At 37.1% G+C, this 18,747-nt stretch carries 24 protein-coding genes; 16 read left to right on the top strand and 8 right to left on the bottom strand.

Annotation, left to right across the window (positions count from 1 at the left end; translation table 11 throughout):
• Positions 1-69: 69 nt before the first annotated feature.
• Positions 70-219: a YjcZ family sporulation protein gene (locus QRE67_RS18370; protein WP_286121661.1), complete on the bottom strand. Its 150-nt coding sequence runs from the start codon at positions 217-219 to the stop codon at positions 70-72.
• Positions 220-729: 510 nt separating this feature from the next.
• On the opposite strand from QRE67_RS18370, the gene pdhA reads away from it, so the two are divergent.
• From pdhA to QRE67_RS18345, 5 genes are all read left to right on the top strand, one after another.
• Positions 730-1,845, top strand: coding sequence for a pyruvate dehydrogenase E1 component subunit alpha (pdhA, locus tag QRE67_RS18365; protein WP_017151120.1), 1,116 nt, complete (start codon positions 730-732; stop codon positions 1,843-1,845).
• A gap of 3 nt (positions 1,846-1,848) precedes the next feature.
• Positions 1,849-2,826, top strand: a complete 978-nt coding sequence (gene pdhB, locus QRE67_RS18360; RefSeq protein WP_286121660.1) for a pyruvate dehydrogenase complex E1 component subunit beta — start codon at positions 1,849-1,851, stop codon at positions 2,824-2,826.
• Between the two features lie 92 nt (positions 2,827-2,918).
• Positions 2,919-4,205 carry a dihydrolipoamide acetyltransferase family protein gene (locus QRE67_RS18355; protein ID WP_286121659.1) on the top strand — a complete coding sequence of 429 codons (1,287 nt, stop codon included), beginning with the start codon at positions 2,919-2,921 and terminating at the stop codon, positions 4,203-4,205.
• 5 nt (positions 4,206-4,210) lie between these two features.
• Positions 4,211-5,623: a dihydrolipoyl dehydrogenase gene (lpdA, locus tag QRE67_RS18350; RefSeq protein WP_286121658.1), complete on the top strand. Its 1,413-nt coding sequence runs from the start codon at positions 4,211-4,213 to the stop codon at positions 5,621-5,623.
• Between the two features lie 198 nt (positions 5,624-5,821).
• Positions 5,822-6,049 (top strand): hypothetical protein, encoded by a 228-nt coding sequence (locus QRE67_RS18345; RefSeq protein ID WP_286121657.1) that lies wholly within the window; start codon positions 5,822-5,824, stop codon positions 6,047-6,049.
• 4 nt (positions 6,050-6,053) lie between these two features.
• Here QRE67_RS18345 and QRE67_RS18340 read toward each other — a convergent pair whose 3' ends face one another.
• Positions 6,054-6,446, bottom strand: a complete 393-nt coding sequence (locus QRE67_RS18340; RefSeq protein ID WP_286121656.1) for a DUF1885 family protein — start codon at positions 6,444-6,446, stop codon at positions 6,054-6,056.
• Between the two features lie 137 nt (positions 6,447-6,583).
• On the opposite strand from QRE67_RS18340, the gene QRE67_RS18335 reads away from it, so the two are divergent.
• The 3 genes from QRE67_RS18335 to QRE67_RS18325 all read left to right on the top strand — a co-directional run bounded on the left by QRE67_RS18335 (position 6,584) and on the right by QRE67_RS18325 (position 7,398).
• Complete coding sequence (locus tag QRE67_RS18335; RefSeq protein WP_286121655.1) at positions 6,584-6,880, top strand: DUF3055 domain-containing protein; 297 nt, start codon at positions 6,584-6,586, stop codon at positions 6,878-6,880.
• Between the two features lie 198 nt (positions 6,881-7,078).
• On the top strand, positions 7,079-7,207 hold the full coding sequence (locus tag QRE67_RS18330) for a GapA-binding peptide SR1P (RefSeq protein ID WP_286121654.1): 129 nt from the start codon (positions 7,079-7,081) through the stop codon (positions 7,205-7,207).
• 62 nt (positions 7,208-7,269) lie between these two features.
• Entirely contained in the window at positions 7,270-7,398 is a 129-nt protein-coding gene (locus QRE67_RS18325; RefSeq protein WP_017151126.1) for a GapA-binding peptide SR1P, read from the top strand.
• A gap of 37 nt (positions 7,399-7,435) precedes the next feature.
• Here QRE67_RS18325 and QRE67_RS18320 read toward each other — a convergent pair whose 3' ends face one another.
• Both QRE67_RS18320 and QRE67_RS18315 read right to left on the bottom strand, forming a co-directional pair.
• Positions 7,436-8,266 (bottom strand): protein-glutamine gamma-glutamyltransferase, encoded by an 831-nt coding sequence (locus tag QRE67_RS18320; protein WP_286121653.1) that lies wholly within the window; start codon positions 8,264-8,266, stop codon positions 7,436-7,438.
• Positions 8,267-8,341: 75 nt separating this feature from the next.
• Positions 8,342-9,814, bottom strand: coding sequence for an aminotransferase class I/II-fold pyridoxal phosphate-dependent enzyme (locus QRE67_RS18315; RefSeq protein ID WP_286121652.1), 1,473 nt, complete (start codon positions 9,812-9,814; stop codon positions 8,342-8,344).
• Between the two features lie 450 nt (positions 9,815-10,264).
• Between QRE67_RS18315 and QRE67_RS18310 the strand changes: the two genes are divergently transcribed.
• Positions 10,265-10,534, top strand: coding sequence for a UPF0223 family protein (locus QRE67_RS18310; protein WP_286121651.1), 270 nt, complete (start codon positions 10,265-10,267; stop codon positions 10,532-10,534).
• Between the two features lie 81 nt (positions 10,535-10,615).
• Here QRE67_RS18310 and QRE67_RS18305 read toward each other — a convergent pair whose 3' ends face one another.
• Positions 10,616-11,242, bottom strand: a complete 627-nt coding sequence (locus QRE67_RS18305) for a YktB family protein (protein WP_286121650.1) — start codon at positions 11,240-11,242, stop codon at positions 10,616-10,618.
• Positions 11,243-11,447: 205 nt separating this feature from the next.
• Here QRE67_RS18305 and QRE67_RS18300 point away from each other — a divergent pair, with 205 nt between their 5' ends.
• Positions 11,448-11,636, top strand: a complete 189-nt coding sequence (locus tag QRE67_RS18300) for a YkzI domain-containing protein (RefSeq protein ID WP_286121649.1) — start codon at positions 11,448-11,450, stop codon at positions 11,634-11,636.
• 88 nt (positions 11,637-11,724) lie between these two features.
• Complete coding sequence (locus tag QRE67_RS18295) at positions 11,725-12,516, top strand: inositol monophosphatase family protein (RefSeq protein WP_286121648.1); 792 nt, start codon at positions 11,725-11,727, stop codon at positions 12,514-12,516.
• A 44-nt stretch (positions 12,517-12,560) separates the two neighbouring features.
• Here QRE67_RS18295 and QRE67_RS18290 read toward each other — a convergent pair whose 3' ends face one another.
• Positions 12,561-12,740 (bottom strand): DUF5325 family protein, encoded by a 180-nt coding sequence (locus QRE67_RS18290; RefSeq protein WP_286121647.1) that lies wholly within the window; start codon positions 12,738-12,740, stop codon positions 12,561-12,563.
• A 139-nt stretch (positions 12,741-12,879) separates the two neighbouring features.
• On the opposite strand from QRE67_RS18290, the gene typA reads away from it, so the two are divergent.
• The 3 genes from typA (at position 12,880) to QRE67_RS18275 (ending at position 15,591) form a co-directional block, all read left to right on the top strand.
• Positions 12,880-14,724 carry a translational GTPase TypA gene (gene typA, locus QRE67_RS18285; RefSeq protein ID WP_286121646.1) on the top strand — a complete coding sequence of 615 codons (1,845 nt, stop codon included), beginning with the start codon at positions 12,880-12,882 and terminating at the stop codon, positions 14,722-14,724.
• Between the two features lie 274 nt (positions 14,725-14,998).
• Entirely contained in the window at positions 14,999-15,301 is a 303-nt protein-coding gene (locus tag QRE67_RS18280; protein ID WP_286121645.1) for a YlaH-like family protein, read from the top strand.
• A 14-nt stretch (positions 15,302-15,315) separates the two neighbouring features.
• Positions 15,316-15,591, top strand: a complete 276-nt coding sequence (locus QRE67_RS18275) for a hypothetical protein (RefSeq protein WP_286121644.1) — start codon at positions 15,316-15,318, stop codon at positions 15,589-15,591.
• 36 nt (positions 15,592-15,627) lie between these two features.
• On the opposite strand, the gene QRE67_RS18270 is transcribed toward QRE67_RS18275, so the two are convergent.
• Positions 15,628-15,828, bottom strand: a complete 201-nt coding sequence (locus QRE67_RS18270) for a YlaI family protein (protein ID WP_286121643.1) — start codon at positions 15,826-15,828, stop codon at positions 15,628-15,630.
• Positions 15,829-15,969: 141 nt separating this feature from the next.
• Here QRE67_RS18270 and QRE67_RS18265 point away from each other — a divergent pair, with 141 nt between their 5' ends.
• On the top strand, positions 15,970-16,425 hold the full coding sequence (locus tag QRE67_RS18265) for a pyridoxamine 5'-phosphate oxidase family protein (protein ID WP_286121642.1): 456 nt from the start codon (positions 15,970-15,972) through the stop codon (positions 16,423-16,425).
• Positions 16,426-16,637: 212 nt separating this feature from the next.
• A complete protein-coding gene (locus QRE67_RS18260) occupies positions 16,638-17,966 on the top strand; it encodes a PhoH family protein (RefSeq protein WP_286121641.1) in 1,329 nt (442 codons plus the stop codon).
• A gap of 182 nt (positions 17,967-18,148) precedes the next feature.
• Here QRE67_RS18260 and QRE67_RS18255 read toward each other — a convergent pair whose 3' ends face one another.
• Entirely contained in the window at positions 18,149-18,646 is a 498-nt protein-coding gene (locus tag QRE67_RS18255; RefSeq protein ID WP_286121640.1) for a molybdopterin-binding protein, read from the bottom strand.
• Positions 18,647-18,747: the final 101 nt, after the last annotated feature.

The following is an 18,747-nucleotide window of genomic DNA, read 5'->3' as shown; positions in this document are numbered from 1 at the left end:
ATTCTCAAGAATTGAAAAAGAAAAGACGGCAAAGCCGCCTATTTCTTTTTATAGTTGTTTTGTTTTACGTTAACGAATGCAAGCAGCACCAACGATAATTAAAAGGATAAACAACACAACGATTAAGGCAAAGCCGCGTCCAGATCCTCCGCCGCAACCACCATAGCCATACGTAGGGTATGAGCAAGTTGTTGGATAACAATACGTGTGTCCGTACATGAGATGACCTCCTTCATCATTTTCCGCTAACACTGCGGTTACTATAATGTATGGAGGGGGAATTGGAAATGTGTAGACATTTGCCTAAAAAGGAAGAAGTGGTTGCATATTTTTATAATAAAGAGAGAAAAACTAAAAAGAATTAAACCGTTTACATATTATTCTACGATCAAAATATGGCTGAATAGGGAATAATGTAACAGGAGGTTATTGCCTACTAATACAGATGTGAAAATAAAAACACGTATTTGTAGTGGGAACCTCAGTGATATTCATAAAAAATCGTAACCAAAGTAATTGACATCGTGATTAGAATAGTTGTAAACTAAAAAACGTGATCAAGATTGTATTAATATGTTTTTGAAAAAGCATTAGTACAGATTGTTAGGTACACAAAATTATTCTCAACCGACAAGCATCCTCGTCGGTTTACATCGTTGCGTTTTTTTCTAGCCAAGTGCCAGTGAAAGCGTTTCAGAATATGGTTCAAGAGAGGAAGAGGTGAACGGAATGGGTACTAAAACAAAAAAGACCCTATTTAATGTTGATGAGCAAATGAAAGCTATCGCAGCTCAATTTGAAACATTACAAATTTTAAATGAAAAAGGCGAAGTTGTGAATGAAGCAGCAATGCCTGAATTAACTGATGATCAATTAAAAGAATTAATGCGCCGTATGGTGTATACTCGCGTACTAGATCAACGTTCTATTTCTTTAAACCGTCAAGGACGTTTAGGTTTCTACGCACCAACAGCTGGACAAGAGGCTTCTCAATTAGCGAGTCATTTCGCACTTGAAGCAGAAGACTTCATCTTACCAGGATATCGTGATGTTCCACAATTAGTATGGCATGGTTTACCATTATACCAAGCATTCTTATTCTCTCGTGGACATTTCATGGGTAACCAAATGCCTGAAAATGTAAATGCACTTGCTCCACAAATCATTATCGGTGCGCAAATCATCCAAACTGCTGGTGTTGCGTTAGGTATGAAACTACGTGGTAAAAAATCTGTTGCAATTACTTACACTGGTGACGGTGGCGCTTCTCAAGGTGACTTCTACGAAGGAATGAACTTTGCAGGTGCATTCAAAGCTCCAGCAATCTTCGTTGTTCAAAACAACCGTTATGCAATCTCTACTCCAGTAGAAAAACAATCTGCAGCAAAAACTGTAGCACAAAAAGCAGTTGCAGCAGGTATCTACGGTATTCAAGTAGACGGTATGGATCCATTAGCTGTATACGCAGCAACTGCTTTTGCTCGTGAGCGCGCAGTAAACGGTGAAGGTCCTACCTTAATTGAGACTTTAACATTCCGTTACGGTCCACATACAATGGCTGGCGATGATCCAACTCGTTACCGTACAAAAGATATCGAAAACGAATGGGAACAAAAAGATCCAATCGTACGTTTCCGTGCATTCTTAGAAAACAAAGGCCTATGGTCTCAAGAAGTAGAAGAAAAAGTAATCGAAGAAGCAAAAGAAGATATCAAACAAGCAATTGCTAAGGCTGACCAAGCTCCAAAACAAAAAGTTACTGATTTAATGGAAATCATGTACGAAGAAATGCCTTACAACTTAGCTGAACAATATGAAATTTACAAAGAAAAGGAGTCGAAGTAAGCCATGGCTCAAATGACAATGATTCAAGCAATCACTGATGCTTTACGCGTTGAAATGAAAAATGACCCTAACGTACTTGTGTTTGGTGAAGACGTTGGTGTAAACGGCGGTGTATTCCGTGCTACTGAAGGTTTACAAGCTGAATTCGGTGAAGACCGTGTAATGGATACTCCACTTGCAGAGTCTGGTATCGGCGGTCTTGCTGTTGGACTTGCACTTGAGGGTTACCGTCCAGTTCCGGAAATCCAATTCTTTGGTTTCGTATATGAAGTAATGGATTCAATTTCTGGTCAAATGGCTCGTCTACGTTACCGTTCTGGTGGACGTTGGACTGCTCCAATTACAGTTCGTTCTCCATTCGGTGGTGGCGTTCATACTCCAGAATTACACGCTGATAGCTTAGAAGGATTAGTTGCACAACAACCAGGTCTAAAAGTTGTTATTCCATCTACTCCATACGATGCAAAAGGTCTTTTAATCTCTGCGATTCGTGACAACGATCCAGTAATCTACCTAGAGCATATGAAATTGTACCGTTCATTCCGTCAAGAAGTACCAGAAGGCGAATACACAGTTGACTTAGGAAAAGCTGATGTGAAACGCGAAGGTACAGATGTATCTGTTATCGCATACGGTGCAATGGTACATGCGGCATTAAAAGCTGCTGAAGAACTTGAAAAAGAAGGTATCTCTTTAGAGGTTGTTGACTTACGTACAGTTCAACCATTAGATATCGAAACAATCATTGCTTCTGTTGAAAAAACAGGCCGCGTAGTTGTAGTTCAAGAAGCTCAAAAGCAAGCTGGTATTGCAGCTAACGTTGTAGCGGAAATTAACGACCGCGCAATCTTAAACTTAGAAGCACCAGTTGTACGTGTTGCAGCTGCTGATACAGTATTCCCATTCTCTCAAGCTGAGGGCGTATGGTTACCAAACCATAAAGATATTGTTGAAGCTGTTAACAAAGTAATGAACTTCTAATTTTAGTTTCATGTGCAAAAGAAATCAGCACATGCTGATTTCTTTTGCACTGTTCAATAATAATGCATAAATTGCACAGGGGGACGAAATCCGTGGCATTTGAATTTAAATTACCAGATATCGGCGAAGGTATCCACGAAGGTGAAATCGTAAAATGGTTTATTAAACCAGGCGATGAAGTAAACGAAGATGATGTACTTCTTGAAGTACAAAATGATAAAGCAGTTGTAGAAATCCCTTCTCCAGTTAAAGGTAAAGTACTTGAAGTACTTGTAGAAGAAGGCACTGTTGCAGTAGTAGGAGATGTTCTTATTAAATTTGACGCTCCTGGATACGAAAACCTTAAATTTAAAGGTGACGATCACGACGAAGCTCCAAAAGCTGAAGAAGCAAAAGAAGAAGCTCCAGCAGCGGCAGCTACTCCAGCAGCAACTGAAGAAGTAGTTAACGAGCGCGTAATTGCTATGCCATCTGTTCGTAAATATGCTCGTGAAAAAGGCGTAGATATTCACAGAGTAGCTGGTACTGGTAAAAACGGTCGCGTTGTAAAAGCTGATATCGATGCATTTGCAAACGGTGGACAAGCAGCAGTAACACAAACGGAAGCTCCAGTAGCAGCAGCTCCAGCAGCAGCAAAAGAAGAAGCTCCAAAAGCACAACCAATCCCAGCTGGTGAATATCCAGAAACTCGTGAGAAAATGAGCGGTATCCGTAAAGCAATTGCAAAAGCAATGGTTAACTCTAAACATACAGCTCCTCACGTAACATTAATGGATGAAGTAGATGTAACAGAACTTGTTGCTCATCGTAAAAAGTTCAAAGCAGTTGCAGCTGACAAAGGTATTAAATTAACTTACCTTCCATACGTTGTAAAAGCTTTAACATCTGCATTACGTGAATTCCCAATGTTGAACACTGCTTTAGATGATGCATCTCAAGAGATCGTTCACAAGCATTACTTCAACATCGGTATCGCAGCTGATACAGACAAAGGTCTTTTAGTACCAGTTGTAAAAGATACAGATCGTAAATCTATCTTCACTATCTCTAACGAAATCAATGAACTTGCTGGAAAAGCTCGTGACGGTCGTTTAGCTCCAGCAGAAATGAAGGGTGCTTCTTGCACAATTACAAACATTGGTTCTGCAGGTGGACAATGGTTCACTCCAGTTATCAACCACCCAGAAGTAGCAATCCTTGGTATCGGTCGTATTGCTGAGAAACCAGTTGTGAAAAACGGTGAAATCGTTGCAGCTCCAGTATTAGCATTATCTCTAAGCTTTGACCATCGTTTAATCGACGGTGCAACTGCTCAAAAAGCATTAAACCAAATTAAACGTTTATTAAACGACCCACAATTATTAGTAATGGAGGCGTAATAACAATGGTAGTAGGAGATTTCCCAATTGAATTAGATACAGTCGTTGTTGGTGCAGGTCCTGGTGGATATGTTGCAGCAATTCGTGCAGCACAATTAGGTCAAAAGGTAGCGATTATTGAAAAAGCTAACCTTGGTGGCGTATGCTTAAACGTAGGATGTATTCCTTCTAAAGCATTAATCAATGCAGGTCATCGTTATGAGAATGCAAAACATTCTGATGACATGGGTATTACTGCAGAGAACGTAACAGTTGACTTTACAAAAGTTCAAGAATGGAAAAACGGCGTAGTTAAGAAATTAACTGGCGGTGTAGAAGGCCTTCTTAAAGGTAACAAAGTTGAAATCATTCGCGGCGAAGCTTACTTCGTAGATGCAAACACATTACGTGTAATGACTGAAGATGCAGCACAAACATATACGTTTAAAAATGCTGTTCTTGCAACTGGTTCTACACCAATCGAAATTCCTGGATTCAAATATTCTAAACGCGTTATCAACTCTACTGGTGCTTTAAGCTTACCTGAAATTCCTAAAAAACTTGTTGTAATCGGCGGCGGTTACATCGGTATGGAATTAGGAACTGCATACGCTAACTTTGGTACAGAAGTAACTGTAGTAGAAGCTGGCGACGAAATCTTAGCTGGTTTCGAAAAAGCAATGAGCACAGTTGTAAAACGTGCCCTTCAGAAAAAAGGAAACGTTAAAATTCATACAAAAGCTATGGCTAAAGGCGTTGAAGAAACTGAAAACGGCGTAACAGTTAGCTTCGAAGTAAAAGGCGAAGTACAAACTGTAGAAGCTGACTATGTATTAGTAACTGTAGGTCGTCGTCCAAATACTCAAGAAATCGGTCTTGAGCAAGTTGGTGTTAAAATGACTGACCGTGGCATCGTCGAAATCGATGAGCAGTGTCGTACAAACGTACCAAGCATCTACGCAATCGGTGATATCGTTCCTGGACCACCATTAGCTCACAAAGCTTCTTACGAAGGTAAAGTAGCTGTTGAAGCAATTAGCGGTCATGCATCAGCAATCGATTATATCGGAATTCCAGCTGTATGCTTCACTGATCCAGAATTAGCATCTGTTGGTTATACGAAGAAACAAGCACAAGAAGCTGGAATGGAAGTAGCAGTTTCTAAATTCCCATTCGCTGCTAACGGCCGTGCATTATCTTTAAATAGCACAGATGGTTTCGTACAACTTGTAACTCGTAAAGAAGATGGTCTTCTTGTAGGTGCACAAGTTGCAGGTGCAGGTGCTTCTGATATTATCTCTGAGATTGGTTTAGCTATCGAAGCTGGAATGACAGCTGAAGATATCGCTCAAACAATCCACGCTCACCCAACATTAGGTGAAATCACAATGGAAGCAGCAGAAGTTGCTCTTGGAATGCCAATTCACATTGTAAAATAATAAAGCTAAGTAAAAAAACCGTCTCTTATATGCTAAGAGGCGGTTTTCTTTGTTATATTGTAAGCGAATGTTTCATATAAAAAAACGCCTCACTAGACTCATCTTGAGAATAGCGGGGCATCTTTTTATATTATGTAATGATTTCATTTAAACCCCATATATTGTAATAATATAGAGCATGTCAAAGGAGAAGGTTTCATGAAAATAATACATGTTATATTTTATCATTTCCTTTTATGGAGTGGATTTTCAATTGTATTATCTTTATCGAACGGTGATAAATTCCATTATAAAGTGATGCTCTTTTTTGTGTTTTTTTATTTAGCATATGTGATTGCGTGTGTTGTACTGTATTCAAGAAAACAGGCATTGTTTCTCACACTTACACACAGTATATTATTTTTCGTAATTTCGTTTCTTTTTTGACGAATTAACGTTTGTAAAAATACATCGTTCTTCCATTAAATAATTGTAATTCCCCCTCTAATTTCTTTGCTAAAAAACGACAAAACTCATTTGCTTTTCCTTTATCTCCAAATGTTGCAGTAGAAGGCAACGAAATTTGAACGAATGCTTGCTCATTTTCTGTTCCAACGCCCACATAAATAGAATCATATCGATCATGACCAGATTTTAGTTGAAGTGTAGTGTCTGACGTATCAAGTATTTCATATGGAAAGGCAGCGTTAGTGTAGGAAAAGTTTACTTGTACACCTGTTTGAGACGTAATTGTTTTATAGTAATGAAAAAGTTGTTTCACATCTTCTAATGAGACAGATTGTTGTTTAGATTTAGGTACAAGTTTAATAAATGCATCTTGCATAATCGTTCTCCCCCTGACGTAATATATATTATTATTTTAGCATTGTTGTAAATTTTTTGACAATTTAAAAGGGATATTTCTTTTTTTTGTTTAATATATACAATGGGCGACTTTCAGAAGAAAAAAGGAGGAAGTAAATGTTTGAAAAACTGTATGATGAACATGAAAACGTAAAAGTTCGTTTCCTTGGATTTATGACAAATGAAAACCGTTATGATTTCGGGGTGATTTATACAAATATGTTTTTTGGAAAACCGCTTGTTGTTTGCATGCAAACAGGCCGAGCGACTCTCCTTGGACAGGATGATGTAGATAATGTTCAACATCTGCAAGAGGTCTTTAAATTACAATCAGAGGAAGAAGCGGATGATCTCGCGCAATTTTTTAAGTTTTTAGTGCCACCTACTTCTTTGCATGCCGAATATGAAGAATAAGAGATAGAAAGCAGTCGTACAGATAAGATATGACTGTTTTTTTATTTCATTATCCCATACTAATTAAAATGAAAATAAATTAATGTGACATACTAAAAAACTATTGACGAAAAAAGTATAACATATTAAAATGAAGACAGAAAGTTAAAGCGGTTACAAAAAAGTTTTTGGGATTATAAACTTAGGGGGAATTTTAAGATGGGAACTATCGTATGTCAAGTTTGTGAAGACACAATCGCACACTTTGAGGATGAAAAGGTAACAGTACTTTACGGAAAATGTGGATCTTGCGGATGTGATCACAAGGAGCATACTAAAGCCCAGTAATTATAAAGGACGCTTGTAAATATAAAAGTTTTTGGGACCATAAACTTAGGGGGAATTTTAAGATGGGAACTATCGTATGTCAAGTTTGTGAAGGTACAATCGCACACTTTGAAGATGAAAAAACAACAGTGCTTTACGGGAAATGTGGATCTCATTGCGAATGTGATCACAAGGAGCATACTAAAGCCTAATAATATAAAAAAAACGCCTGCAACTGCAGGCGTTTTTTTAATAGATACTAGTTGTATGACCGATTGTTGCAACAATTGCATCATCTCGAATGGGAGTAAAGCTCAGCTTTGTTTGTAGCTTGTTAGGGGAAGCATATTGGCTCATGAAGCGACTGTCTATGCGTGTAATAAAATCTGTTAAGTATGCTGATATGAAGGCGTACGGGATTCTTCGTTCGTTTAATAAGTAAATGATTTGATCTTCTGTTTGTACTCCTACACCGTGCCCGTAAAAAAAGAAATTCCCTAAATAAATGGCATTCTCTCCTTGCCATTCAATCGCTGATGGTTTTACTTGTGGATTTTTAAAGTAGACAAGGTCGCCAGGAACGATATCTCCACCTGTTTTTGTTATAAGCTTTAAATCTTTGTCATAATCCCATGTATATAGTAGAAGGTTTGCGAATAAGTGATTAAATGTTTCTTCGTTATAAAGCCCTAAAAGGGCTTTATAAAAAATAATGATCATTGCTGTTGCACATTCCGTTCCATACTTTTTCCCATTTTTAAAAATATCTCGTATGGCAACAGATGGTGCTACATTTGAACGAAGTTGAAAACCTCCGAGTGGTGTACGCTCCCAAAACTCAGGATTACAATATGATTCTTGGAATGTACGAAACTGGAGCCCACTCTGAAAAAGTTCTAAAGCGGATGTAATAATGTTGATTCGTAGATTAATATCAAAACTAAGTTCATCAGCTGTTCGAAATGAATATACTTCTTGATTCCCGGTCATTATGGCTAAAATTTGTTGCTTTTCAGCAAAAAATGGTTCATTTTCACTCGTGATATAAGGATGTACAATAGAGCGACCAATCACAATCATAATTGTATCCCCACCTATACGTTACATTCTTTAGTATCGTATGAATAAAAGAAAAAAGGGTGAAAAAAAAGCCTATCAACTGATAGGCTTATATTCTTTAATGACACGTAATGTTTGTAATGTCATATCTTCAGGACCTTGTACCGGTAGTCCGGCGTCTAAGTTTTTATGAATGTAGTCTAAGTTTTCTTGCGTAATAATTTCACCAGGGGTGAAGATTGGAATACCTGGCGGATAAATCATAACGAAATCAGCTATAACACGACCAGCAGCCTCTTCAAACGGAATGACTTCTGTTTCTGAATAAAAGGCATCTCGAGGAGAGAGAGCAAGTACAGGGATTTCTGGAATTTCAACTTGTACCTGAACGCCCTTGTCAGCTCTATGTTTAAATGTAGTTGCTAGCTCTTCTAAAGCATGGATGAGCACATTAGTTTCATTCTCTGTATCCCCTAATGTAACGAGACATAAAATGTTATATAAGTCTGAAAGCTCTACTTCGATATTGTAATGCTCCCTTAACCATAACTCTGCCTCATGGCCTGTAATGCCTAAATCTTTTACAGATACAATTAGTTTTGTTGGGTCATAGCTAAAAGTTGCATCTGTACCTAACATCTCTTTGCCAGGACAGTAAAGATGTTCAATGCTGTTTACAGCGCTTCGGACATGCTCTGCTAGCTGAATTGTTTGTGTAATTAAACTTTTCCCTTCAGTCGCAAGGCGTTTTCTTGCAACGTCTAGAGAAGCTAACAAAATATAAGAAGTTGATGTGGTTGTAAGCATGCTAATAATGGATTGTACATGTTTTACATTCACAAGACCTTCTTTAACATTTAAAATAGAACTTTGTGTTAATGAACCGCCTAATTTGTGAACGCTTGTTGCTGCCATATCTGCACCAGCTTGCATAGCTGACATCGGTAATTCATCATGAAAATGAATATGAACACCGTGAGCTTCATCTACTAATACCGGTATATCGTAGGAATGAGCTAATTCTACAATTTGTTGCAGGTCTGCAGCAAATCCAAAGTAGGTTGGATTGATAACAAGCAATCCTTTTGCATCTGAATGTTCTTCAAGTGCTTTTTTTACGGATTGAATTGTAATCCCATGTGAAATGCCGAGTGTCGGATCAATTTCAGGGTGAATAAAAATCGGTTTTGCACCTGAAAAAATAATAGCTGACATAACAGATTTATGAACGTTACGTGGTACGAGAATTTTATCGCCAGGACCACAAACACTCATCACCATTGTCATAATTGCACCGCTGGTTCCTTGTATGGAGAAAAAGGTATGATCTGCACCGAATGCGGCTGCAGCTAAATCTTGAGCTTCTTTAATCATACCTTTTGGATGATGCAAATCATCGAGCGGTGCAATATTAATTAAATCAATCGATAATGCGTTATGCCCAATAAATTCGCGAAATGTAGGATCCATGCCTTGACCTTTTTTGTGACCTGGAATATGGAACTGAATTGGATTTCGCTTGCTGTGCTCTACTAAAGCAGTAAACAATGGTGTTTCGTATTGGGACAATCTATACACCCCTTCTTTTCGTGATATTTATAATGTTTGTTTTATGTTTATCTTGTTCAATAAGAAAGTTATCTCCTATTATATATAACCATCTATAAGAACTTGATTCGTTCTACTCACCATCTATGTTGAAAAATTAGGAAATGGAAGTTTCACTTTATTTGCTATAAAACAAAAGCATTATATCACCAATAATCATAGATGTATAGAAAAAAATATTGGTTTTCATCATACATATAATTGATAGTAAGTTTACAGTTGTACTACTTACAAAAATGAAAGAAGATAGAGGCATTCTATTGCTCGTGAGTAGCTACTAATAAAGGAGGCAATTCCATAAAAAAAGAGAAATAGTGTATAATGCAAAGTGGCTACAAATATAGGGAATGAAAGTCTCACTTTATGAAGTAGAGCAACTATAAAACAACAGGAAATAAATGAGGTGTAAACATGGAATATCAATATCCGCTTGATTATAATTGGTCAAATGATGAAATGGTCGCGATCGTTACATTTTACGAAGCGATTGAAAAGGTGTATGAAAAAGGAATTGCGAGAGAAGAACTGATGAGCCTATACCGCCGTTTTAAAGAAATTGTACCAGCGAAAGCAGAAGAGAAGAAAATTGATAAAGAGTTTCAAGAGGTAAGTGGCTATTCGATATATCGAGCGATTCAAAAGGCAAAACAAGTAGAAGAAAAAGCAATCGTTAAAATGTAAAAAAATTTTGAAAAATAAAATCCAAAGTGCTATAATGGATAAACAACCAAAACGGACAATATAAATATTGTCCGTTTTATACTATCGATTACAAATTATATATAAAGGAAGGAGTGATTGCATCGTTGCCTCGATTTTTGCAATAAATTGTTCATTGGTAAGTGTTGCAAACTCTTCTGGGGAAACGTGAATACCAACTAATAGCTCTGCTTTTTTGACAGTAGCTAAGCGTTCAATCATTTTTTGTAAATCGTCTGTTTCGAGCGTATTATGTGGTTTCACAACCGGTTTAGTATGGTCAATGGACCAAACGAAATCATTTGGTATATTTGTTTTTAAATCATTTAAATGTTCTAAGAAGGCATGAGCCGCTTCCACTTTTTGTGGACACTCATAGATTAATCCAAAGTATATGAAAGCATGGGTACCCCATAGACCAATTTGAAAATGTGGTAGCATTTTATATCCGCGTTTATTTGTTGAAAAAGCAACCCAAGTATCGTTTGGTGGATTGACTTTACGACGTGCATGTTTCGCTACATGGTAGAAAAAAGATTCACCAGTTTTTTCGGATAAAAAATGAGAAAATCGCTCGCCTAGAGCATCTAATTTCGGATGGATATTCATTTTAATAGCGTTCATTCGTTCTTCAAGACCATCGACAGAGAAGACTGCAAAGTCATTTTCTTTAAATGTTTGTAATGTCATGACGGTTCCTCCAACTCCTAGTTTGTTTTCATTTTAGCACAGCTTGTACTATTCATAAAAAAAGAGCTCAAAAAAATTTAAGTAAAAAAACATAAATTTGTTGCATAGATGATTTATCCAACATAATATAGTATAAAACAAAAAATCAGAAAATTGAGTTAATTCTAGTCCAAGGGCAGGCGAATATTGGGAGGAGGCAAACAAAATGAGACAGGTGATTAATGCGTTAAAGAGAACAGATGCTGAAAAGAGAATTCCGGTGTTAAGATTAGAATTAGATTATGAATTAGCGACGCTATATGATGCGATGATGGAAAATGATAATCTAAAGAAAGAAGAGTGTGTGCAAAAATTAGAAGTGTTAAGACTTGAAATGATCCGTTTAGAAGCGTAATAATAGTATATGTATAAAATTTTTGTTGGTGCGAACCTTATAAAGGGTTCGTTTTTTCTGTGAACAGTACAGATCGGAGTGTTTAAACATGCAAGAGGTATGGAAAGAGATTGATAAACACGCAAAACAGTGGATTCGAGAAGCTGGTGAACGATTGATGGCATCCATGCAGCAAGCGCTTATTGTGGAGGCAAAGTCAAATGCCGCTGACTTAGTAACAAATATGGATCGAGAAATAGAACAGTTTTTTATTGGGAAAATTAAAGAAACATTTCCAAACCATTATATTTTAGGAGAAGAAGGGTACGGAGATGACATTACTTCTTCAAATGGGGTTGTTTGGTTAATTGATCCAATTGATGGCACGATGAATTTTGTGCATCAAAAAAGAAATTTTGCAATTTCAATTGGTATATATGAGAATGGTATCGGAAAAGTTGGCCTCATATATGATCCAGTACATGATGAACTTTATCATGCTGTAAAGGGAGAAGGAGCCTTTTGTAACGGAATATTAATTCCTATTCTAGAGGAAGGTACAGTAAATCATGGGATCATTGCCTTAAATGCAACGTGGCTTACAGATAATCCACTTCTGAATATGGAGAAAATGACACAGCTTGTGAAGGCGGCAAGGGGAACGCGCTCGTATGGCTGTGCAGCATTAGAAATGGTATATGTTGCAACAGGACGATTGGACGCCTATGTAACGCCGAGATTGTCTCCTTGGGACTTTGGCGGGGGAATGATCATTGTGGAGGAAGTCGGTGGTAAAGTAACGACATTTACAGGTACCCCGCTTTCCATTGTTGAAAAGAGTAGCGTATTGGTTGCCAAGCCGGGAGTATATGATGAGTTATTACAATATGTATCACAGTAATAAAAAAGTAAGAGGCTGATAAAATCGCTTCTTACTTTTTGATGTTACTGTGATTTTCGCATTTTGCGTTTTGTCATAAATCCATATCCGATAGTAACAAATGTACCAATGATGCAAATAATAATACCGATTGGACTATCTTCGGCAATCATGATTCCGATACCAATCAAGAAAATAACACCGATAATGGCTGTCAGTAAAAAGCGATATTGAATGTGTTCCATATCTTCACCCTCCAATTTCATTTTACTTTCACAAAAGTAAGAATACAACTATATTTTCATTCTAGATTTTATTTTGATTGCCATGTATCCCCTTCACTCTTATAATAGAGAAGGATTAAAAAGACACTAGGAGTTGGAAATGTTGAAAAAACGACAAGATTTACGTAATATAGCAATTATCGCCCACGTTGACCATGGTAAAACAACACTTGTTGACCAATTATTACGTCAAGCGGGGACGTTCCGTGCAAATGAGCACGTAGAAGAACGTGCAATGGATTCAAATGATTTAGAAAGAGAACGCGGTATTACGATTTTAGCGAAAAATACAGCGATACATTATGAAGATAAAAGAATTAACATTTTAGATACACCAGGACACGCTGACTTCGGTGGTGAAGTAGAGCGTATCATGAAAATGGTTGACGGTGTTTTACTTGTTGTTGATGCATATGAAGGCTGTATGCCACAAACACGATTCGTTTTAAAGAAAGCGTTAGAGCAAAACTTAACTCCAATCGTTGTTGTAAACAAAATTGACCGTGACTTTGCTCGCCCAGATGAAGTAGTTGACGAAGTAATCGACTTATTCATTGAACTTGGTGCAAACGAAGATCAATTAGAGTTCCCTGTTGTATTTGCATCAGCAATGAACGGAACTGCAAGCTTGGACTCAAATCCAGCAAACCAAGAAGAAAATATGAAATCGTTATTCGATACAATCGTTGACCATATTCCAGCGCCAATCGATAATAGCGAAGAGCCACTTCAATTCCAAGTAGCGCTTCTTGACTATAATGATTATGTTGGTCGTATTGGAGTTGGACGTATATTCCGCGGTACAATGAAAGTAGGACAACAAGTTGCTTTAATGAAAGTTGACGGTAGTGTAAAACAATTCCGTGTAACAAAATTATTTGGGTATATGGGATTAAAACGTCAAGAAATCGAAGAAGCAAAAGCTGGAGACTTGGTTGCTGTTTCTGGTATGGAAGACATTAACGTTGGTGAAACTGTATGTCCAGTTGAGCATCAAGATGCACTTCCATTATTACGTATCGATGAGCCAACACTACAAATGACATTCCTTGTAAATAACAGCCCATTTGCAGGTCGTGAAGGAAAATATATTACATCTCGTAAAATTGAAGAACGTCTTCGTTCCCAGTTACAAACAGATGTTAGTTTACGTGTAGATAATACAGAATCTCCTGATGCTTGGATTGTATCTGGACGTGGAGAATTACATCTATCTATCTTAATCGAGAATATGCGCCGTGAAGGATATGAATTACAAGTATCTAAACCAGAAGTAATTATTAAAGATATCGACGGCGTAAGATGTGAGCCAGTAGAACGTGTACAAATTGACGTACCGGAAGAGTATACAGGTTCTATTATGGAATCAATGGGCGCACGTAAAGGTGAAATGCTTGATATGGTGAATAACGGAAACGGTCAAGTCCGTCTTACGTTTATGGTTCCAGCACGTGGCTTAATCGGTTATACAACAGAATTCTTAACATTAACACGTGGATATGGTATCTTAAACCATACGTTTGATAGCTATCAACCAGCACACGCTGGCCAAGTTGGCGGACGTCGTCAAGGTGTTCTTGTATCATTAGAAACAGGAAAAGCAACACAATACGGTATTAGTCAAGTAGAAGATCGTGGTGTTATTTTCGTAGAACCAGGTACAGAAGTGTATGCAGGTATGATTGTTGGAGAACATACACGTGAGAACGATTTAACAGTTAACGTTGTAAGAATGAAACAACAAACGAACATTCGTTCTGCGACAAAAGATCAAACGGCAACAATGAAAAAACCACGTCTTATGACATTAGAAGAATCACTAGAATACTTAAACGAAGATGAATTCTGTGAAGTAACACCAGAATCAATCCGTCTTCGTAAAAAGATTCTTGATAAGAGTGAGCGCGAAAGATCTGCTAAGAAAAAGAAATCTGTAGAAGCATAAAAGAATGTGTAGCTGCCTTTTTATAAAAAGGTAGCTTTTTTTGAAATTATATTTTTTCGAAAATTTAATCTTTTATCTAGACAGCACTTTTTTTGCAAGGTACTCTTATAGTAGGCGACATATAAAGTGAAACTTCCATAAGTAGGCATTGATGGTGAGTGGAATGAATCAGGCTCTTATGAGCAGTTATCTTCCATCTATCTTCTTTGATTCTTTTGTGTGTTGAGATGGAGGACGCATTGTCCGTTCGCGCTAGATAAAGGAGGGAAGTGTAGTGGCAGAGAGAATGTCATTTTTTGCAAAGTTATGCAATGTTGATGGGAATCCTGAAGTGGGTATGTGGCTTCTTTACGGTACAATGATCATATTAAGTGCTATCGTGTATAATTTAGGGTTTGCTAGAAAGCTATCCATATTAAAAAATGTCATAATTTATACAGTATTAGCAGCTGGTTGCACTATTTTAACTTTTTTTGCGGTTTTTTTACCAGTAGGAGAAGGACTTGTTGTTGCAGCTATTGTGCTCGGTATTTATAAATTACGTTTACGTCAAGCGAAGCAACAAAAAGTAAGCTAAAGGGGGAATATTTGATGCGGTCTGTACAAGATGCATTATATAATTGGCTAACGATTAAAACTGTTGCGGAAGCTCGTCCACATGATGAAGCTGCACAAGAAACATATTTACTGTTTCGCAATATGTTACATGAAGATCATCATGTAAAAGATGTGGCAGTGGAAAAGAAAGAGGATATGTATTTTGTTACATATGAACAAGAAGGTGAAAAGAAATCTACAAGATTTCCACTGGAACTAATTGATTGTTTTTTAGATCAAATGGACCGGGAACCAGAGAAATATAAATAAGCCCTTATCGGAATAAGTAAGGGCTTATTTCACATTTTACCACTCATCTTCTACCGTCTTATCACGATAGAGGTGAAATTTTCCAGTTGCATGACGTTCCGTTGTGCGTTCTGCGATACGCTCTGTACATTCCATGCACATATATGTATGAATAGGACGGTTACGAAGCCGTTTGGCTATAGGGTTTTCGTCATCTAACTCTTCTTTTTTATCACAAAGAATACATTTGACTCTCATCTCGTCACCTCAATACGAATTCTATCAATATTAGTATATCATGTAAGTTCAATGTTTTTGAACTATAGGAGAAAAAAATAATATTTTCGCAATTCGAAAAATACGTTATCATAAAGATAAAGAAAAATTGGAGGTGGAAATATGGCAAATGTGGTAGAGCCTACATTAACAAATTCTTTAGTACAATCTTTACGTGAGGAGCACATTGTTACAATTGCAACGACTGATCACGAAAAAGCTGTTCCAAATGTAAGTGCTATTTCATGGGTATATGCAATGAATGAGACAAGGATTCGATTTGCAGTTGATCAACGTTCTCGTATTGTGGAAAATTTACGCCATCATGCAACGCTTGTATTAACTGTAATGGCAAATGAATCTGTATTTTCCATTAGCGGTGAAGCAAAGATTGTAGCAGATCGAATGGAAGGAATCCCGCTCAAGTTAACTTTAGTAGAAGTATCTGTTCAAGAAGTACGTGATGTGATGTTTTATGGAGCAAAGCTTACTATTGAACCAAAATATGAAAAAACATACGATCCTCGTGCTGCTGCAAAACTAGATAATCAAGTTTTAACAGCGATGAAAGAATGGTAGAGAAAAAAAGAGTGAGCACTATGCGTGGTTCATTCTTTTTCTTCTACTTGATCCCGCGCTAATTCTTATTGGGAATGAAGAAAAGTTTCGCTTTATATGAATTTCTATTCTACCTCATTTATACAGTACATATAATTATAACAATGGTTCGTCCATATAATGGATGAAACCCTTGTTCTACAAATTTAAAAGTGGAGTCAGGGGGTAACAGGTTGGATAAAATTTATGTGTTAGATACGAATGTACTTTTGCAGGATCCGTTATCTATTTTTTCTTTTGAAACGAATGAAGTAGTTATTCCAGCAGTTGTGTTAGAAGAGGTGGATTCGAAAAAGCGCTATATGGATGAGGTTGGAAGAAATGCACGATATGTATCTAAATTAATAGATAAATTCCGTGAACTTGGAAAATTGCATGAAAGTATTCCTCTGGAAAATGGAGGGACATTTCGTATTGAATTAAATCACCGTTCATTTGTTCAATTACAAGATATCTTTGTTGAGAAAACAAATGATAATCGAATTTTAGCAGTTGCAAAAAATTTATCATTAGAAGAGCAGGCGAAAGAGAATGGAAAGTCTGTCATTTTAGTAAGTAAAGATGTGTTAGTTAGAGTAAAAGCGGATGCTCTTGATTTGCAAGCTGAAGATTATTTAAGTGACCGTGTAATTGAAGTGGAAAATATATATACAGGATTTTTGGAAGGTTACATACCAAAAGAGTCATTAAATTATTTTTATGAAAAAGGAGAGCTTCCTTTATCTGAAATTGCGAATCATCCTTTTTATCCAAATCAGTTCATCGTTATGAAAGATGCATTAGGTGGTTCGAGCTCTGCGCTAGGAATTGTTGATCATTCAGGGAAAAACGTAAAAAAACTTGTTTTTCATAATGAGCAAGTTTGGGGTATTCGTCCGCGAAATGTACAGCAAATTATGGGGCTAGAATTGTTGCTTCGTGAAGATATTCCGCTCGTGACATTAACGGGTAAGGCTGGTACTGGTAAAACTTTACTTGCACTAGCTGCAGGACTTATGCAAACAGAAGATTTAGGATTGTACAAAAAACTTCTCGTTGCCCGGCCTATCGTTCCTGTTGGAAAGGATATTGGATATTTACCAGGAGAAAAACAAGAAAAGTTGAGACCGTGGATGCAACCTATTTTTGATAATCTAGAGTATTTATTTAATACAAAAAAGCCTGGAGAATTAGATGCAATTTTAGCAGGTATGGGATCCATTGAAGTAGAAGCGCTTACGTATATACGAGGACGAAGTATTCCAGATCAATTTATCATTATTGATGAGGCGCAAAATCTAACGAAACATGAAGTGAAAACAATATTAACGCGAGTTGGCGAAAAAAGTAAGATTGTGCTAATGGGAGATCCACAACAAATTGATCATCCGTATTTGGATGAATATAATAATGGTTTAACATATGTTGTAGAAAAGTTTAAAGAGCAAAAAATTAGCGGGCATGTGAAGTTTGTAAAAGGTGAACGTTCTAACTTGGCACAATTAGCAGCAGATTTATTATAAAGTGAAACTTTAATCAGTGGGGGGGCTTCATCCCCCACTGATTATTAGTCTTCACCAATCGGACTTTTCCGGGCAGTTTATCTCCCGCCTAACTTCTTTGTTTTTGCTGAATTTTGAGGTAGGGATATTACTGCACGCGAATAGCGGGATAAAAAGGAGTGGGCTTTTCGCCCACTCCTTTTTTAGATAATTGTAAATCTACGGATATTTCGAATTGGATTGCTAGCATTGGAGCCATCACCAAAGTATAGGTGAACAGGTCCATCTTCTCTTAACGGTTTTCCGTCTTTTGAAAAACCAAGAATAGCAGTTTTGGCTGCTTCTAATGAAATTGTTATCGTATCAAGTGTTGTGTGAATTTCAACGTGCGTTGCTCCACTTGTAATCTCGGCATTTTGTAAAAATGGCTGAAGAGGTATGCCGAACGTGCCTGTAATCATTTGTTCCTTTTTGAACTTTTTCACACTTTTATTGATAGGTGGGAAAGCTGCTCCATCACGAATTTCTCGATCCCAATGCTCTGAAGTATGTTTCAGATAGGTCTCTAATTCAGACTGTTCGTCTCTTGTTTCTGTAAAATAAGTTGTTAAGTCTACTTTTCGATCATCAAAAATCCAAACGCTTGGATCAATGGTAATAGAAAAGCGTACTTTCCCGTTTATAAATAAAATTTCACTCATTGTTGTTCCCCCATTTGTATTATACTCCCACTTTTCAGTATAATAGCACTAGAGACGATTGTCACAAAAAATGTTTCTATTGCAATTTATTAAAACTATCG

It is taken from the genome of Bacillus sp. DX3.1, from assembly GCF_030292155.1.
In the GTDB taxonomy this organism is placed as follows: Bacteria; Bacillota; Bacilli; order Bacillales; family Bacillaceae_G; genus Bacillus_A.
The sequence above is the reverse complement of the archived record's forward strand: the minus strand, read 5'-3'. Positions and strand labels throughout refer to the sequence as shown.

What these genes read in the sequence shown, in the direction of transcription:
- QRE67_RS18370 (WP_286121661.1), bottom strand. Translation starts at nt 219, where the DNA reads ATGTACGGACACACGTATTGTTATCCAACAACTTGCTCATACCCTACG.
- pdhA (WP_017151120.1), top strand. Translation starts at nt 730, where the DNA reads ATGGGTACTAAAACAAAAAAGACCCTATTTAATGTTGATGAGCAAATG.
- pdhB (WP_286121660.1), top strand. Translation starts at nt 1,849, where the DNA reads ATGGCTCAAATGACAATGATTCAAGCAATCACTGATGCTTTACGCGTT.
- lpdA (WP_286121658.1), top strand. Translation starts at nt 4,211, where the DNA reads ATGGTAGTAGGAGATTTCCCAATTGAATTAGATACAGTCGTTGTTGGT.
- QRE67_RS18345 (WP_286121657.1), top strand. Translation starts at nt 5,822, where the DNA reads ATGAAAATAATACATGTTATATTTTATCATTTCCTTTTATGGAGTGGA.
- QRE67_RS18340 (WP_286121656.1), bottom strand. Translation starts at nt 6,446, where the DNA reads ATGCAAGATGCATTTATTAAACTTGTACCTAAATCTAAACAACAATCT.
- QRE67_RS18335 (WP_286121655.1), top strand. Translation starts at nt 6,584, where the DNA reads ATGTTTGAAAAACTGTATGATGAACATGAAAACGTAAAAGTTCGTTTC.
- QRE67_RS18330 (WP_286121654.1), top strand. Translation starts at nt 7,079, where the DNA reads ATGGGAACTATCGTATGTCAAGTTTGTGAAGACACAATCGCACACTTT.
- QRE67_RS18325 (WP_017151126.1), top strand. Translation starts at nt 7,270, where the DNA reads ATGGGAACTATCGTATGTCAAGTTTGTGAAGGTACAATCGCACACTTT.
- QRE67_RS18320 (WP_286121653.1), bottom strand. Translation starts at nt 8,266, where the DNA reads ATGATTGTGATTGGTCGCTCTATTGTACATCCTTATATCACGAGTGAA.
- QRE67_RS18310 (WP_286121651.1), top strand. Translation starts at nt 10,265, where the DNA reads ATGGAATATCAATATCCGCTTGATTATAATTGGTCAAATGATGAAATG.
- QRE67_RS18305 (WP_286121650.1), bottom strand. Translation starts at nt 11,242, where the DNA reads ATGACATTACAAACATTTAAAGAAAATGACTTTGCAGTCTTCTCTGTC.
- QRE67_RS18300 (WP_286121649.1), top strand. Translation starts at nt 11,448, where the DNA reads ATGAGACAGGTGATTAATGCGTTAAAGAGAACAGATGCTGAAAAGAGA.
- QRE67_RS18295 (WP_286121648.1), top strand. Translation starts at nt 11,725, where the DNA reads ATGCAAGAGGTATGGAAAGAGATTGATAAACACGCAAAACAGTGGATT.
- QRE67_RS18290 (WP_286121647.1), bottom strand. Translation starts at nt 12,740, where the DNA reads ATGGAACACATTCAATATCGCTTTTTACTGACAGCCATTATCGGTGTT.
- typA (WP_286121646.1), top strand. Translation starts at nt 12,880, where the DNA reads ATGTTGAAAAAACGACAAGATTTACGTAATATAGCAATTATCGCCCAC.
- QRE67_RS18275 (WP_286121644.1), top strand. Translation starts at nt 15,316, where the DNA reads ATGCGGTCTGTACAAGATGCATTATATAATTGGCTAACGATTAAAACT.
- QRE67_RS18270 (WP_286121643.1), bottom strand. Translation starts at nt 15,828, where the DNA reads ATGAGAGTCAAATGTATTCTTTGTGATAAAAAAGAAGAGTTAGATGAC.
- QRE67_RS18265 (WP_286121642.1), top strand. Translation starts at nt 15,970, where the DNA reads ATGGCAAATGTGGTAGAGCCTACATTAACAAATTCTTTAGTACAATCT.
- QRE67_RS18255 (WP_286121640.1), bottom strand. Translation starts at nt 18,646, where the DNA reads ATGAGTGAAATTTTATTTATAAACGGGAAAGTACGCTTTTCTATTACC.